The sequence below is a fragment of the Polaromonas sp. P4_F9 genome (assembly GCF_056401235.1).
Genome location: NZ_JBFUJT010000058.1, coordinates 1 through 12593 on the forward strand (window position 1 = coordinate 1; position 12593 = coordinate 12593).

The window sequence follows — 12593 nt, forward strand, 5'->3', positions numbered from 1 at the left end:
GCTGTTGCTGTGCACGGCAATGAGCTGGCGCGCCTCGAAGTAGGGGCTGGTGAAGTCGTACGACTGTTTGCGCTTGTCGTTGATGGTGACGCCGGAGATCACGAGGTCGAGGTCGCCGTTGTTCAGCGCCGCGAAGATGCCGCTCCAGGGGGTGTTGACGATCTTGATTTTGAGGCCCGCCTTCTGGGCGATGGCCTTGATCATGTCCACGTCGTAGCCGACGATCTCCTTGCTCGGGCTTTCGTAGGCAAACGGCCGGTAGGTGGCGCTGGAGCCGACCACCAGCTCGGTGTTTTGGGCGTGGACGCCGCCCAGCGCGAGTGTGAACAGTCCGGCCGTAGCCACTATTTTTTGCAAGAGGTTCATGGGTAATTCCAAACAGGTGGGGTAGAAAACGCTTCAAGCGGCCCGCTGAGGGCCGCGAATCGAAAAGATACCAATGGTAACGCGTGCAAAGCCGGGCACACGCCCGTTGACGGTAATGGATGGGGCAGGCCACACCTGCCTGCATCCGGCACCGCGCGAGCTGCAGGACCAGGACCGTCAGGCCCCGGGCGTTCTCAGGTATTTGTTGAAAAATTCCATCGTGCGCCCCCAGGCCAGCCGCGCCGCGGCGGCGTCGTAGCGGGGCGTCGTGTCATTGTTAAAACCGTGCTGGGTGCCGGCATACTGATGGGCTGTGTATGTCACCCCGGCGGCTTTCAGAGCAGTTTCATAGGCCGGCCAGGAGGCGTTGAGGCGTTCGTCAAGCCCCGCAAAGTGGATCAGCAGCGGCGCCTTGACCCTGGCGGCGGCTTCTGCAGGGGGGTGGTTGCCATAAAAAGACACGGCAGCGTTGAGTTCAGGCAGGCGGGTCGCGAGCGTGTGGGCGAAGCCACCGCCAATACAAAAGCCGACGACGCCCACTTTGCCTGTGCACTCTTCCCGGCCGCGCAGAAAAGTCGCGGCTGCGGCAAAATCCTCAATGACCTTTTGTTGGTCCAGCCGGCCAAAAAGCTCCCTGGCCTTGTCTTCGTCGCCCGGGTAGCCGCCCAGCGGTGAGAGCGCATCGGGTGCAAAGGCTACGAAATTGTCGAGTGCCAGGCGGCGGGCAATATCTTCAATGTGCGGGTTGAGTCCGCGGTTCTCATGTATCACCAGTACACCCGGCAGCTTGCCGGAGGCGTTGGCCGGCTTGGCCAGATAGCCCTTGCAGGTGCCCGACCCGGCCGTTGAAGGGTAGTCCAGCATGGCGGTCTTGAGCCGCCTGTCGTCTTTGGGTACCTGTTGCCCCGCGGCAAAGTCGGGACTCAAGGCTGCGAGCAGCGCACCGGCTGTGATGCCAGCCGTGGCGAATTTTTGGGCACCTTCCAGAAAGCCGCGCCGGTCTATCGTGCCGTGCACATAGGCATCAAACAGAATCAGCAGTTCCTGGTCAAAATCCTGGGCAGTTTTACGTTCCATCAGAGTCTCCTGAAGAACTTCCAGCATATCGGTTCGCTGGAGGGTTGGCAAAAAGCGCCGGTCAAGCCCACGGCACGGACGGGCAAAGGGAAAATTGCCATTTGCTATTAAAAGTGTAGCTAATTAGCCGCGTATTCATTGAGGATGAGTCCTTTTCCTGGCCCAAACTGCTGGCAAAGCGGAAAAATCCTGTTTAAATAGCGCTTTGGGACGGCCGCTGCAGAACTTGAATATCGCGCGTGGGCTGTGACTGACTGCTGTTGACCACTGTCGCCGCAGTTGTAGCACGCCCGTTCCGCTTGCGCAAAAAAAAGGAGGACAACATCGTGAACCTGACGACTTTTCTGATGACGTTGCTGGGCATTGCCGTGGGCATGCTGGCGGGCGCCTTGCTCTACGCCTGGCGGTTGCGGCGGGAAGCCAGCGAAAGGTTGCGCTTGCCTTCCACCTGGCCGCTCAAGGCGCGCGGGGTGGTGACGACCCAGGAGCAGAACGTCTGGACGTGGTTGCGCAGCACATTTCCTGACCATATGGTGATGGTGAAGGTTCCGGTGCTGCGTTTTACCATTCCGCTCGAGAGGCGTGAGCGGGAAGGCGGCAGGGACCCGGGCGAGCGCTGGCTGGAGCTCCTCAACGGCGTTTATACGACCTTCACCGTCTGCACGACGGACGGCAAGGTGGTGGGGTGTGTGGATGTGCCGGGCAAGCGCGGCTTCAACCAGGCTGGCCGTGATATGAAGGAGTCGCTGCTGTCGGATTGCGGCATACCTTACGTCATCGTTTACGCAACACACCTGCCCGCGGGTGACGCACTGCGTGCAGCCTTTTTGGGTGAAATACCTGTGAGCCTGCGGCAGGATGGCCAGGATCACCAGGAGACTCGCGTCGGTGATACCCGTTTCCATGAGGAACTGGATGCCTTTACCCAGCAGCGGGTCAGAACCGCCAAAGAGGCTGCTTTGCAAGAAATCAACAAGGACAGCCATCAGGGCGCACAGTCCGGCAAAAACAGCAACGTCGGTTTTAGCGCCGATGGCACAGGCACCATCCGGTCGCCCGACAATGCAGACCGGTTTGCCACGCAGTGGGATGACTCTTTCATCCAGCCTCTGGATACGCGGCCTGCCAAGCTTGATTAAGGAAACGCGTTAATGCTGGCGGCTCAGGCGCGGGTGGCCGGTTTCCCCGGTCGTCCTCGCATGGAGGTCGCGCTGTGAGCAGGCTGGGGCTGACCCGCGACAAGATCTACAAAATCGTGGCGCGGCAACTCCACGGCACGGTGCCTTGCTGGGTTTGCGGTGAGCACGTGACGCCCCAGGCGGCGACCCTGGAGCATATTCAACCCCTGAGTGCAGGTGGCAACAGCCATGTGGAGAATCTGGCCATCAGCCATGAGGTCTGCAATGGCCAGCGACATGCGGCGGGCACCGTTCCGGCCTCGGCCGGGTCTCCCGGGCGAGTACTCAGGCGGGCCGCTATGGAGCCTTGAGGAAGCCGTGAACAGCGGCGACTACCGGTGAGTACCGGTGAGCACCGGTGAATGCCCGGGAAGGGGAGGCAAAGCGGGGCAGGCCACCAATACCGTCGCCGTTCACATCGCTGTTCATGTCGCTGTTCACGCCGGTGCGGCTTTCTGTTCTGCTTGTTGCGACCAGTCCACCTGGCAAGCTGCCACGGCGCTACGCCGCAAGTTCAACTTCATCCGTCAAAAAGCCGCCGCTCTGGTGGGCCCACAGCCGCGCATACAGGCCGCCGCTCGCCAGCAGGGTGCGGTGGCTGCCCTCTTCCACGATGCGGCCCTGATCCAGCACGATCAGCCGGTCCATGGCGGCAATCGTTGAGAGGCGGTGCGCAATCGCAATCACCGTTTTGCCCTGCATCAGGGTGTTCAGGCTGCTCTGGATGGCGATTTCCACTTCGGAGTCGAGCGCGCTGGTGGCTTCGTCCAGCAGCAGGATAGGGGCGTCCTTGAGCATGACGCGTGCAATTGCAATGCGCTGGCGCTGCCCGCCCGAGAGCTTGACGCCGCGCTCACCCACGTGGGCGTCGTAGCCCTTGCGGCCATGCGGGTCTGTCAGGCTGGCAACAAAGCCGTCGGCTTCCGCGCGCCGGGCGGCTATCCGCATCTCCGCTTCGGTCGCGCCGGGGCGGCTGTAGGTGATGTTGTCCCGTACCGAACGGTGCAGCAGCGAGGTGTCCTGCGTGACCATGCCGATGTGGCTGCGCAGGCTGTCCTGCGTCACGCCGGCAATGTCCTGCCCATCGATCAGCACGCGGCCGGTGTTGAGGTCGTGAAAACGCAGCAGCAGGTTGACCAGCGTGGATTTGCCCGCGCCCGAGCGGCCGATGAGGCCGATTTTTTCGCCAGGTTTCACGGTCAAGGTGAGGCCGTCAATGACGCGCGGCCCCTCGCCATAGCTGAAGCCAACATGCTCGAAGCGGACCTCGCCGCGCGGCACGTCCAGCACGGTGGCGTCTGGCCTGTCGACAATCGAGCGCGGCCGTGACAGGGTGTTGATGCCATCCTGCACCGTGCCCACGCTTTCAAACAGGCTGGTCATCTCCCACATGATCCAGTGCGACATGCCTTGCAGCCGCAGCGCCATGGCGGTGGCCGCCGCGACGGCGCCGGCACCGACCTGGCCCAGGCTCCAGAGCCACAGCGAGGTGCCCGCCATGCCGAGAATCAGGCCCATGCTCAGGGCATGGTTGACTATTTCAAATGCGCTGACCAGCCGCATCTGGCTGTAGCCGGTGTTCATGAACTCCTGCATGGCCGAGCGGGCAAAGGCGGCCTCGCGCTGGGTGTGCGAGAACAGCTTGACGGTGGTGATGTTGGTGTAGGCGTCGGTGATGCGGCCGGTCATCAGCGAGCGCGCATCGGCCTGCTGCTTGCCGATGTGCCCCAGACGCGGCACAAAGAAACAGAGCGACGCGATGTAGAGCGCCAGCCAGGCCAGGAAGGGGGCAATCAGCTTGGTGTCGAAGGCAGCGGCCAGCACGGTCATGGTCGCCACATAGACCGCCATGGCCACCAGCACGTCGGCCAGCACAAACAGCGTGTCGCGCACAGCCAGCGCGGTTTGCATCACCTTGGTGGTCAGGCGTCCAGCGAACTCATCCTGGTAAAAGGCCATGCTCTGGCCCAGCATCAGCCGGTGAAAATTCCAGCGCAGGCGCATCGGGAAGTTGATGGCCACCGTCTGGTGCTTGACGATGGTCTGCAACGCCACCAGCACAATGCTGCCCACCAAAATCCACGCCAGCACGGTGAGGGTGGCGCCGTGGTCAATCCACAAGCGTGCCGGTTCGGCCTTGCCCAGCCAGTCCACGATGCGGCCCAGCATGGCAAACATCAGCGCTTCAAAGGCCGATATCGCGGCAGCCAGCAGGGCCAGTACCAGGATATAGCCGCGGGCGCCGCGGCTGCACGCCCAGATGAAGGCGATGAAGCCCTTGGGCAGCACGACTGGCTCGGCCTCCGGGTAGGCGTGCAGCAGCCTTTCGAATTTCCTGAACAGGGGCATGGCGGCGGTGCCGGCCTATTTCACGAGTTCCAGCAGCCGGTCCAGCCCGCCCTGGTTGATGGCAACCATGGCCTGCTCGCGCACCCTCGGCTTGGCGTGGTAAGCCACCGACAAACCGGCTTCACCCATCATGGGCAGGTCGTTGGCGCCGTCGCCCATGGCAATGGCCTGCCGCGGGCTGATGCCCAGCTTGCCGCAGGTCTCGAGCAGCATCTTGCGCTTTTCCTCGCCGTCGCAAATATCGCCCCAGGGCTGGTCGACCATGCGGCCGGTCAGCAGGCCGTCCCTGATCTCGAGGACATTGGAGCGGGTGTAGTCAATGCCCAGCTCGTCCCGGATGCGATCGGTGAAAAAGGTGAAGCCGCCGCTGACCAGCAGCACCTTCAGGCCGGCATCCTTGCAGGCTTGCACCAGCCTGGCGGCGCCGGGGTTGAGTTTGAGGCGCGTACGGTAGACCTCGTCCATGCTGGCGGCGCTGACACCCTTGAGCAGGGCCACGCGCTGGCGAAGGCTTTCCTTGTAGTCGGTGATTTCGCCGCGCATGGCGGCTTCGGTGATGGTCGCCACTTCTGCCTTGCGGCCTGCCGCGTCGGCAATTTCGTCCACGCATTCGATGTTGATCAGCGTGGAGTCCATGTCGAAAGCAATCAGCTTGAAGTCGCCGAGTTTCAGATCGGGGATGGCGACGTTGACGACGAGGCCGGGGGAGATTTCAGCAGAATTCATGCGGTGGCAGTTTCTTTGGTAGGTTGTCCGAGTGAGCGCAGGATATCGCGCACCATTTGCGCGCGGTCCTTGGGGTTTTCCAGCCCGCGCTCTATGCGCAGCTTGTCATTGCCGGCCAGCTTGATGTGCCGGTTTTTCTGGATGAGCTGCATGATGGCCATCGAGTCGATCGGCGGGTCCTTTTTGAATGTGATGTTGATCACACCCGGTGCCGCATCCACCTTGACCACGCCATACGGCCTGGCGATCACGCGCAGCCGGTGCACGTCGATCAGCGTCTGCGCCTGCGGTGGCAGCTTGCCGAAGCGGTCCACAATCTCTTCCAGCAGCGCGTCGATCTGGTCGGTGTTTTTGGCGGTGGCCAGCTTCTTGTAAAAACTCAGGCGCAGGTGCACATCGCCGCAATAGTCGTTGGGCAACAGTGCCGGAGCATGCAGGTTGATCTCGGTCGTCACGCTCAGGGGCGACAGCAGGTCCGGCTCGCGGCCGGCCTTGAGGGACGCCACGGCTTCGCTGAGCATTTCGTTGTACAGCTGAAAGCCCACCTCCATCATGTTGCCGCTCTGGCTTTCACCGAGTACCTCGCCGGTGCCGCGGATTTCCAGGTCATGCATGGCCAGGTAAAAGCCCGAGCCGAGTTCTTCCATCTGCTGGATGGCCTCCAGCCGCTGGCTGGCCTGCTTGGTCAGGCCTTCGATGTCGGGCACCATCAGGTAGGCATAGGCCTGGTGGTGGCTGCGGCCGACGCGCCCGCGCAACTGATGCAACTGCGCCAGGCCGAACTTGTCGGCGCGGCTCATCACGATGGTGTTGGCACTGGGCACGTCAATACCGGTTTCGATGATGGTGGAGCACAGCAGCAGGTTGTAGCGCTGGGCCACGAAGTCCTTCATCACGCGCTCCAGTTCACGCTCCGGCATCTGGCCGTGGGCCACCGCAATGCGCGCTTCAGGCAGGACTTCCTCCAGTTTCTGGCGGCGGTTTTCAATCGTATCCACTTCATTGTGGAGAAAGTACACCTGCCCGCCGCGCTTGAGTTCGCGCAGCACGGCTTCGCGGATCACGCCGTTGTTTTCGCTGCGCACGAAGGTCTTGATGGCCAGCCGGCGCTGCGGCGCGGTGGCGATCACGCTCAGGTCGCGCAGGCCCTCCAGCGCCATGCCCAGCGTGCGCGGAATCGGCGTGGCGGTCAGCGTCAGCACATCGACTTCGGCCCGCATGGCCTTCATCTTTTCCTTGTGGCGCACGCCAAAGCGGTGCTCCTCATCGATGACCAGCAAGCCCAGCCGCTGGAACTTCACGTCCTGGCTGAGCAGCTTGTGGGTACCCACGACAATGTCGACACTGCCGTCGGCGAGGCCCTTGATGGCTGCGGTGATTTCCCTGGCGGACCTGAAGCGGCTCATCTCGGCGACCTTCACCGGCCACTTGGCGAAACGATCCACCAGCGTCTGGTAGTGCTGCTCGGCCAACAGGGTAGTGGGTGCCAGCAGGGCCACCTGCTTGCCGCCGGTGATCGCAATGAAGGCGGCGCGCAGGGCGACCTCGGTCTTGCCGAAGCCCACGTCACCGCAAACCAGCCGGTCCATCGGGCGCGGGCTGATCATGTCCTGGATCACCGCATGGATGGCGGCGCGCTGGTCAGCGGTTTCCTCAAAGCCGAAGTCGTTGGAAAAGGCTTCATAGTCGCCCGGCGAATAGCGGAAAGCATGGCCTTCGCGCGCCGCGCGGCGGGCATAAATATTCAGCAGCTCGGCGGCGGAGTCGCGTATCTGCTCGGCCGCCTTGCGCTTGGCTTTTTCCCACTGGCCGCTGCCCAGCCGGTGCAGCGGCGCTTCTTCGGCGCTGACGCCGGTGTAGCGGCTGATCAGGTGCAGCTGGCTGACAGGCACGTACAGCGTGGCCTTGTCGGCATATTCCAGGTGCAGGAATTCCTGGAGCGAGGGCGTGCCGTCCGGATTTTTGTCCTGGCCCAGGTCCATGTTGATCAGGCCCCTGTAGCGGCCGATGCCGTGGGCGCTATGGACCACCGGGTCGCCGACATTGAGTTCGGAGAGGTCCTTGATCAGGGCTTCAACGTCGCTGACCTGCTCCTGCTTTTTGTTACGCCTGCGGGTGGTGACGCCGGCGGCAAACAGCTCGGTCTCGGTGACGAAGTCGATGCCTTCCTCGAGCCAGCTGAAGCCGATGTTCAGCGCGGCCGTGGCGATGCCGAGTTTTTCGTCGCTGGCCTGGAAATCCTCGAGTGAGTCGAAAGCGGGCGGGCTGACATTGCTGGCGCGCAGAAAGTCGAGCAGGCTTTCGCGGCGGCCATCGCTTTCGGCCAGCACGAGCACGCGATGCGCCGTGTTGCGCACGTGCCCCTTGAAGCGGGCCAGCGGGTCTTCGGCGCCGCGCACGACGGCCATGTCGTCGAGTTTCTGGAAGTGGGCATTGCCCTCCACATCTTGCACCGTGGAGCGCAGGGCGAGTTGTGCGTAGCCATTGGCCCGCGCGTAAAACTGCTCGCTCCCCAGAAACAGCGATTCGGGCGGCAAGGCTGGCCGGTCGGGCGCATCCCGCACCAGCCGGTAGCGGTCCTTGGTGTCCTGCCAGAAGCGCTGGAAAGCCGGCTCCAGGTCTCCATGCAACACCACCGTGGCATCGCTGCCCAGGTAGTCGAACACGGTGGCGGTCTCGTCAAAAAATAGCGGCAGGTAGTACTCGATGCCGGCCGTGGCGACGCCGTTGCCCATATCCTTGTAGATGCGGCTTTTGGTCGGGTCGCCATCCAGCAGCTCGCGCCAGCGTTTCCGGAATTTGGCGCGTGCATCGTCGTCCATCGGAAACTCACGGCCCGGCAAGAGGCGGACTTCCGGGACCGGGTAGAGGCTGCGCTGGCTGTCCGGGTCAAAGGTGCGGATGCTGTCAATCTCGTCGTCAAACAGATCGACGCGAAAGGGTACCAGCGAGCCCATCGGAAACAGGTCAATCAGTCCGCCGCGCACCGCATATTCGCCCGGGCTCACCACCTGGGTGACGTGGCTGTAGCCTGCCAGCGTGAGCTGGGCCTTCAGGCGGGTCTCGTCGAGTTTTTGCTTGACCTTGAATTCGAAGGTGTAGCCCGCCAGAAAGCTCGGTGGCGCCAGGCGGTAAAGCGCGGTGGTCGCCGGCACGATCACCACGTCGGCACCGGTGTCCTTGTCGCGCTGCGAAATGCGCCACAGCGTGGCAAGCCGCTCGCTGATCAGGTCTTGGTGTGGCGAGAAGGTGTCGTAGGGCAGGGTCTCCCAGTCGGGGAACAGGGCGTAGCGCAGATCCGGCGCAAAAAATGCCATCTCGTCCATCAGGCGCTGCGCGGTGGAGGCATCCGACGTGATGATGGCCGTGAGCTTGCCGGCCGCTTTCTCGCGCTGTCCCAGGCGGGCCAGCAGCAGGGCATCGGCGGAACCGGCGGGCTGTGGCAGGGTGTAGCGTTTGCCGCAAACGAGTGGAGGTAGATGCATTAATCGGTGCGCCGTCGTTAGGTCGGGTAAGGCAATAAAAAATTGTGCGGCGAAAAGTTGCGTTAAAAAATGACGAGAAAAGTGGCGGGAAAAACTGCGGGAAAAAGCAAGGCACCCCAAACCATTCGGAGTAGGGTGCTTCCAGCCTTCAGAATGAGGATTTTAGAATCTATGATGAGGCGATGACGGCAACCAGCGCAAATTCCCTCAATTCGTCCAATTCGCCCTCCGTGTCCCGGTTTTTTGCCCTGATTCCCTGTGCCGGGCACGGCAGTCGCGCCGGAACGCCCGGCGCCAAGCAGTACGAGGTGATTGCCGGGCGGGCCATGGTGTTGCATACGCTGGCGGCTTTTTCAGATGTGGAGCGTCTTTCCGGCACGCTGGTGGTGGTGGCGCCGGGTGATCTTTTTTTTGATCAGACCCCGGGCAAGCTATTCGATGTGGCCGCTTGTGGGGGTGGCAGCCGCGCCGAGAGTGTGCGCAATGGCCTCCAGGCACTGCTCGACGGTGGTGCCGAAGCGCACGACTGGGTGCTGGTCCACGACGCCGCCCGCTGCCTGATTACCGCTGCGCAAATTAACCAGCTGATGGATGCGTGCGAGCACGACGATGTGGGCGGTTTGCTTGCGCACAAGCTGCCCGACACGCTCAAGGCGGAAGCGGGCGGGCGCGTGGCGGCCACCATTGACCGGGGCGACAAATGGCTGGCCCAGACCCCGCAGATGTTTCGCATTGGTGCACTGAGGCGGGCGCTCGACATGGCCGGCCCTGCCGTGACCGACGAATCCAGTGCCATGGAAGCCATGGGCCTGGCGCCGAAACTGGTGGCGGGCGGTGCGCAAAATTTCAAGGTGACTTACCCAGAAGACTTCGCACTGGCCGAGGCGATTTTGCTCACGCGCAGTCGTAGACCGTGAAGACCTGAACCCATTGACCGGCCCTCATCGACCATCGACTAACGACCATAGATCGCCCAGGAGGCGATTACTTTCTTTTTTTATGCGAAAGCGAATGCCATGAATTCCGTGCCGCCCACCCCAGTCTCCCATCTTCCCAACTTCCGTATCGGCGAAGGCTGGGATACGCATGCGCTGGTGGYCGGGCGCAAGCTCATCATCGGTGGTGTTGAAATTCCACATCCCATGGGCTTGCTGGGGCATTCGGATGCCGATGTTCTCTTGCACGCGATTACCGATGCTTTGCTGGGCGCGGCCGGGTTGGGTGACATTGGCAGCCATTTCCCGGACACTGATGTGCGTTTCAAGGGTGCCGATTCCATGGTGCTGCTGGCTGAGGCCGGGCGGCTGCTGGCCGATCGGGGCCACAAGATCGGCAACATAGACAGCACCGTGATTGCCCAGGCTCCCAAACTCGCCCCGCACATCCCTGCGATGCGCGCGCGGATCGCACAGGCGCTGAGCCTGGAACCAGGGCAGGTGAATGTCAAGGCCAAGACCGCCGAGAAGATGGGGCCGGTCGGCCAGGGGCTGAGCATGGAAGCCCGTGCTGTGGTGTTGCTGTATTGATGCTATATTTTTAATAGCATCGGGCTGATGATTTTAAGGGGCCCCAAGAATCTTTTTGGCAAAAAATTGGGGAAGGGGGACCGCAGCACTCTCGCAGCACGCTGCTACTCCCCGATGTGGCCTGCTGGCGCGCCCCGCAAGGGCCTCAGCTTCTGCGCAGCTTGATATGCGCGGCCAGCCCGCCCGATCCGGTGTTGGTCAGGCCAAACACGCCGCCCATGCGCTGGACCGTTTTCTCGACAATCGCCAGGCCCAGGCCTGCACCGGTCGCGGCCGTGCGCGCTGCATCGCCGCGGAAAAACGGGCGTGTGAGCTTGGGCAGGGTATCCGGGGCCACACCCATGCCGTGGTCGCGCACCCTGAGCAGCACCCATTGGTCCCGGACCTTGGCGGCAATGTCGACCACGGCCACGCCGGTTTCGGCTGTTTTGCCATAGCGCCGGGCATTTTCAAGCAGGTTGGAAATGACGCGCGAGAGTTCGACCTCGTCGGCCAGGACGGCCAGGTCGTCCGGAACGGTCACTGTGACCCGCATGTCGTCATAGTCGGCGACGGCGTATACCGCCGCTTCGATCACGGCGTTGAGCGATACCGGCTCAAGGCGCGCCGGCTCGGGCCGGGCGTAGTCGAGAAATTTGTCAATGATGGCGTCGAGCTGGGTGATGTCGGCGGCCATGTGGTCCCGCGCATCCTTGTCAGCCACGCTCATTTCGGTCTCCAGCCGAAGGCGTGCCAGCGGTGTACGCAAGTCATGGGAGATACCTGCGAGCATGATGACCCGGTCCTGCTCGATTTTGGACAGCTGCTCGGCCATGCGGTTAAAGCCGATATTGACCTCGCGGATTTCGCTGGTGGCTACTTTTTCGTCGAGCAGGCTCGCGTCAAAATCTCCATCCCGCATGCGGCTGGCCGCAAATGACAGCTGCTTGAGCGGGCGGTTGATCAGGCGCGCGATGAAGGCGGCCCCAGCCAGTGACAGGATCGCTGCGATGATGAGCCAGATCACCCAAGTGCTGCCTCGGGAAGGCCCCACCTTGGAAGGGTCGGTGAGCAGCCAGTAGGCGTCTCCGTCAATCGTAAAACCGACCCACAAGCCTTTCTGGCCATTGACCGTGCCGGCGACGACTGTGTTGGCGCCCAGGCGCGCCTGAAGTTCCTGGGTGATGCGTTCGCCGAGTTCGTCGTCGCTTTCAAAGAGTTGGAACTTGTCCTTGGGTTCACGCGGCGTGATGCGTACGCGCTCCTCGTCGGCCAGCGTTTTGATCAGCGACACACGGGCAATCGAATCGGAATAGCGCAGGGCCGCACGGCTCAGGTTAACCAGCGATGCCAGTTGCTGGGCGCTTTGAATGGCGCGCGGCTCCGATTCCAGTGCGCGAAAAGTTTGAAGCCAGGCCACGATGGAACCGAGCAGCAGCAGCGACAGAAAGAAAAAGGTCCGCCAGAACAGGCTGAAACCCCGCCGTGGGCGCATTTCCAGCGGAGCGGGCGCAGTTTCAAGCGGTATCGGGTTGGTGGCGTCCATAAAGGTGGGTAGGCATGCCGCAAGGGCGCAAGGATGGACGTGAGTCTCGCCGGGTGCCGGTCAGGTCAGCGTGGACAGCTGGCACCTCCTGCGAAACGTTGGGGGGTGAGGCCTAGTGGACTGTAACGATTGAATCGGGAGTGATGCGTCGTGAAAGATCACAGTACTTCCACTTCACTGGCTTTGGCTGTTCGTTGTACTGGCGGATGTAGCGCATGAGTTTTCGCTTCAGATCAGGCAAAGACGTGAACACGCCACGGGCGATGACATCGCGCTCGATCTTGGCAAACCACAACTCCACCTGGTTGAGCCAGGACGAGTACGTCGGGGTGAAGTGCATATGAACGTTGCTGTGCGTGGC

Annotated in this window: 11 protein-coding genes; 4 read left to right on the plus strand and 7 right to left on the minus strand. The window is 62.4% G+C overall.

Annotated elements, in window-relative coordinates; translation table 11 throughout:
- Window positions 1-366 (minus strand): transporter substrate-binding domain-containing protein (locus AC1DUB_RS27530; protein ID WP_477732264.1); only part of this gene is annotated, 366 nt, incomplete at its 3' end.
- A 177-nt stretch (window positions 367-543) separates the two neighbouring features.
- Complete coding sequence (locus tag AC1DUB_RS27535; RefSeq protein WP_477732265.1) at window positions 544-1443, minus strand: dienelactone hydrolase family protein; 900 nt, start codon at window positions 1441-1443, stop codon at window positions 544-546.
- 326 nt (window positions 1444-1769) lie between these two features.
- Here AC1DUB_RS27535 and AC1DUB_RS27540 point away from each other — a divergent pair, with 326 nt between their 5' ends.
- Both AC1DUB_RS27540 and AC1DUB_RS27545 read left to right on the plus strand, forming a co-directional pair.
- On the plus strand, window positions 1770-2582 hold the full coding sequence (locus AC1DUB_RS27540; protein WP_477732266.1) for a DUF2726 domain-containing protein: 813 nt from the start codon (window positions 1770-1772) through the stop codon (window positions 2580-2582).
- A 74-nt stretch (window positions 2583-2656) separates the two neighbouring features.
- Window positions 2657-2932 (plus strand): HNH endonuclease, encoded by a 276-nt coding sequence (locus AC1DUB_RS27545; protein ID WP_477732267.1) that lies wholly within the window; start codon window positions 2657-2659, stop codon window positions 2930-2932.
- Window positions 2933-3122: 190 nt separating this feature from the next.
- Here the strand turns inward: AC1DUB_RS27545 and AC1DUB_RS27550 are convergent, their stop codons facing one another.
- The 3 genes from AC1DUB_RS27550 to mfd are packed head-to-tail and all read right to left on the minus strand — an operon-like array spanning window position 3123 to window position 9181.
- Window positions 3123-4970 (minus strand): ABC transporter ATP-binding protein, encoded by a 1848-nt coding sequence (locus AC1DUB_RS27550; protein WP_477732268.1) that lies wholly within the window; start codon window positions 4968-4970, stop codon window positions 3123-3125.
- A gap of 15 nt (window positions 4971-4985) precedes the next feature.
- Entirely contained in the window at window positions 4986-5696 is a 711-nt protein-coding gene (serB, locus tag AC1DUB_RS27555; protein ID WP_477732269.1) for a phosphoserine phosphatase SerB, read from the minus strand.
- On the minus strand, window positions 5693-9181 hold the full coding sequence (gene mfd, locus AC1DUB_RS27560) for a transcription-repair coupling factor (protein WP_477732270.1): 3489 nt from the start codon (window positions 9179-9181) through the stop codon (window positions 5693-5695). Before mfd ends, serB begins: the two co-directional genes overlap by 4 nt.
- Before the next feature lie 182 nt (window positions 9182-9363).
- Between mfd and ispD the strand changes: the two genes are divergently transcribed.
- Both ispD and ispF read left to right on the plus strand, forming a co-directional pair.
- Complete coding sequence (gene ispD, locus AC1DUB_RS27565) at window positions 9364-10098, plus strand: 2-C-methyl-D-erythritol 4-phosphate cytidylyltransferase (RefSeq protein ID WP_477732271.1); 735 nt, start codon at window positions 9364-9366, stop codon at window positions 10096-10098.
- A gap of 99 nt (window positions 10099-10197) precedes the next feature.
- The gene (gene ispF / locus AC1DUB_RS27570) at window positions 10198-10707 is read left to right on the plus strand and encodes a 2-C-methyl-D-erythritol 2,4-cyclodiphosphate synthase (protein ID WP_477732272.1); all 510 of its coding nucleotides are present in this window, start codon (window positions 10198-10200) and stop codon (window positions 10705-10707) included.
- Window positions 10708-10852: 145 nt separating this feature from the next.
- On the opposite strand, the gene AC1DUB_RS27575 is transcribed toward ispF, so the two are convergent.
- Both AC1DUB_RS27575 and AC1DUB_RS27580 read right to left on the minus strand, forming a co-directional pair.
- Window positions 10853-12232 (minus strand): sensor histidine kinase, encoded by a 1380-nt coding sequence (locus AC1DUB_RS27575; RefSeq protein ID WP_477732273.1) that lies wholly within the window; start codon window positions 12230-12232, stop codon window positions 10853-10855.
- A gap of 112 nt (window positions 12233-12344) precedes the next feature.
- The coding region (locus tag AC1DUB_RS27580) for a transposase (RefSeq protein WP_477732274.1) at window positions 12345-12593 on the minus strand (249 nt) is incomplete at its 5' end.